Origin of the sequence: Nitratidesulfovibrio oxamicus (assembly GCF_015731765.1) — a bacterium.
GTDB lineage: Bacteria > Desulfobacterota > Desulfovibrionia > Desulfovibrionales > Desulfovibrionaceae > Cupidesulfovibrio > Cupidesulfovibrio oxamicus.
In genome coordinates this window covers 1-2,902 of the sequence record NZ_VRYY01000330.1, presented here as the reverse complement: position 1 = coordinate 2,902, position 2,902 = coordinate 1, and the positions used below count along the sequence as shown (strand labels likewise).

Sequence of the window (2,902 nt, the reverse complement as noted above, 5' to 3'; positions counted from 1 at the left end):
GCCGCCAGTTCCGCCGGTTCCGCCGGTTGCTCCACCCTCGCCAGCCGCGTCGCTGCCGCCCGCGGCGCGCCCCTGCACGAAGCGGAACCCTTCCAGCCGCCCGTCGGCGGAAAGCCGGGCCCACAACTGGAAAGGCACGCCCTCGCCGCGCAGCATGCGCATGAACGGCACCGTGGAGGCAAAGCGCAGGTCGCGATAGGCGATCACGGACGCACCGTTCTCCTGCCGGTTTTCCTGGGTCATGAACATGGCAAAGCGGCCATACACGCGGAACAGTTCTTCCGCCTCGGACAGGCGGCGGTACAGCACCGGGTCCGCCTTTTCGAACAGCTCGAAGGCCAGCGGCGCATCCGGGTTCAGCAACTGGTAGCGGGCCATGCCGTACCGGCGGCCATCGTCCACCACCACCTTCCAGTTGAACGGGGCCAGCGCCTCTGGAATCACCGCGACGGACTGCGGGGGCACGGGCTGCGCGGCCAGCTTCGCCACCAGGCCGGACTGCACGCGCTGCTGCACCGCCAGCGAAGCGCCGGGCCACAGCAGGGTCCAGGCCAGGCCCAGCGCGGCAAAGGTGCGCCGATGCGCCCGGCCCATGGCCGCCACGATGCACGCCAGCATCACCAGCGTCATGACCGGGTCGATGATGAACACGGCGGGCAGGGCCACCCGGTAGTCCGAAAAGGGCAGGAACACCTGCGTGCCGTAGGTGGTGATGCAGTCAAGAAAGATGTGCAGCAGGATCAACCCGTAGGCGGCCAGTGCATAACGGGCATAGCCCCAGGTGTGCACGCCGCCGCTGGCCACGGCATCGCGCGGGGCGCGCCGCAGCAGCGGCAGGAACAGCAGCGCCGTCAGCAGGGCCATGACCGCTCCGCCCGCAAAGGAATGGGTGATGCCCCGGTGCAGGGTCAGGTAGTCCAGTGGCGTCGCGCCGAAGAACACATCCACGTCCGGCAGCACCGCGCAGGTCAGGGCAAAGGGCATGAACCAGCGGCTGCGCCGGGTATCGGGCAGGGCCATGGCCACAAGCGCGCCGCTGGCAAGATGGGTTACCGGGTCCATGGGGCGACCTCCGTGAGGGACATATTGGGGATGCGTGCGTGGCGCGCGAGGGTGGACGGGACGGAGAGGGGAACGGAAGGATCAGGAAGATGCCGGGCAAGGGGCGTTCGGGCGCGAGCGGAATACGCCGTGCTTCCGCCCGCGTGGCGGGACGGAGCATACCGGCGGCAACCGGACTGCTGTTGCCACGGATATATCGTCATCGAGACGGCGGATGGCAAGATGGGCGCGCGGGACAGGATGGGGCAGGACAGGAACGGAAGAAGTGGCATGGAGGCGGGGGGGGGGCAGCATGCCGCCCCCGTCCCCCCATCAACGTTCACGCATGGTTGCGCAGCTTCAGTTCCACCGGGTGCGGGTTCAGGTAGAACTGCCCGGCCAGATAGGGTTCGCCGTACTTGCGCACGTAGTGGTTCAGCAGGGTTATCGGCACCACCAACGGCACCTGCAACTTGCGATAACGCTGGATGACCTCCAGCATTTCCATTTTTTCGTCCGGAGTCAGCACCCGCTTGAAGTAGCCCATGCAGTGTTGCAGCACGTTGGCATGCTTGGCCGTGGTGGCGGGCAGGCGCAACCCCTCCATGAGGCCTGTCAGGTAGTCGCGGGCAAGGTCCGCCGGGTCGTGGCTGGCCGCATGGGCCACCAGCCTGCCCAGCGCGCGGTAGTGCTCCACCGAATGCGACATCAGCAACAATTTGTGCCGGGTATGAAAGTCCACCAGTCCGCCGCGCGTCATCCCGGCCTCTGCCAGGGCGCGCCAGCGACGCATGACGAACAGCCGCTCGATGAAGTTTTCGCGCAGGCGCGGGTCGTTCAGGCGGCCTTCCTCTTCCGTGGGCAGCAGCGGAAAGCGGTCCATGAACACGCGGGCAAACATGCCCACGCCCTTTTCCTGCGGCGGCCCCAGATTGATGCGTGCAGTATCGGCGCGCCCCGCGCCTTCCGGAACGTCGCGGGGGTCGTGATCGGCGTACACCTTCACCCGCTCCATGCCGCTGGAGGGCGAAGCCCGCTTGAAGATGAATCCGTCCAGTCGCTCGTCAACCAACTGTTCCACCCGGCGCAGGGCAAAGGCGCGCATGCGCTCCGTCCAGTCCTCGTAGCCCTTCACCGTGACCAGGCGGGGGTTGGCCGGGTCGCCCACCAGCCGCAGCGCCTCGCGCGGGACGGGCATGCCGCATTCCACCTCGGGACAGACCGGCACGAAATCCATGTACTGGCCCAGGGTGCCGGTAATGTACGGGTCGTGCTTGTGACCGCCGTCGAAGCGGACCTTGTTGCCCAGAAGGCATGAACTGATGCCCACCCGCAGCCTGTCGTCGGTGTCGGCGGGATGCGATGCTCCAGCCACTACGGTGGATGCGGGCCGTGAGGATTCTTCCATTGCGCTTTGCCTCCGCGTGGTTATCCTGAACGGGTTGCCGCCTGCGTCCGCGCCGGCTTTCCGGCACGCGGGAACGGCGGCATTCCGGAACCGGGGCACCGCGCAACATGCACGGCGTGGCCCCGCAGACGACAAGGATAGCCCATGACACACTCGCGCGGCAATGCCGCACCCCACATCGACGTCATCTTCTTCGACTTCAGCGGCGTGCTGGCCGAAGAAGGCTTCATCGAAGGCCTGCGCGCCATCGGACGCGCCCAGGGCCTGGACCCTGAAGCCGCCATGCGCACGGCCACCGACCTGTGCTACGCCACCGGCTACGTCAACGGCAGGGCCGATGAGGCCGCATGGTGGAACGCCGTGCGCGCGGCCACCGGCATGACCGGCACCGACGCCGCCCTGCGCGCGGAGATCATGAGCCGCTTCACCGTGCGCCCGGAAATGCTGCGCGCC

At 67.6% G+C, this 2,902-nt stretch carries 3 protein-coding genes; 1 reads left to right on the top strand and 2 read right to left on the bottom strand.

The window, feature by feature from the left end:
* On the bottom strand, positions 1 to 1,062 hold a 1,062-nt coding region (locus FVW20_RS11325; protein WP_196609672.1), incomplete at its 3' end, for a metal-dependent hydrolase.
* Between the two features lie 319 nt (positions 1,063 to 1,381).
* Positions 1,382 to 2,449 (bottom strand): YbgA family protein, encoded by a 1,068-nt coding sequence (locus tag FVW20_RS11320; protein ID WP_196609671.1) that lies wholly within the window; start codon positions 2,447 to 2,449, stop codon positions 1,382 to 1,384.
* 144 nt (positions 2,450 to 2,593) lie between these two features.
* Between FVW20_RS11320 and FVW20_RS11315 the strand changes: the two genes are divergently transcribed.
* On the top strand, positions 2,594 to 2,902 hold a 309-nt coding region (locus FVW20_RS11315; RefSeq protein WP_504739155.1), incomplete at its 3' end, for an HAD family hydrolase.

What these genes read in the sequence shown, in the direction of transcription:
- FVW20_RS11320 (WP_196609671.1), bottom strand. Translation starts at nt 2,449, where the DNA reads ATGGAAGAATCCTCACGGCCCGCATCCACCGTAGTGGCTGGAGCATCG.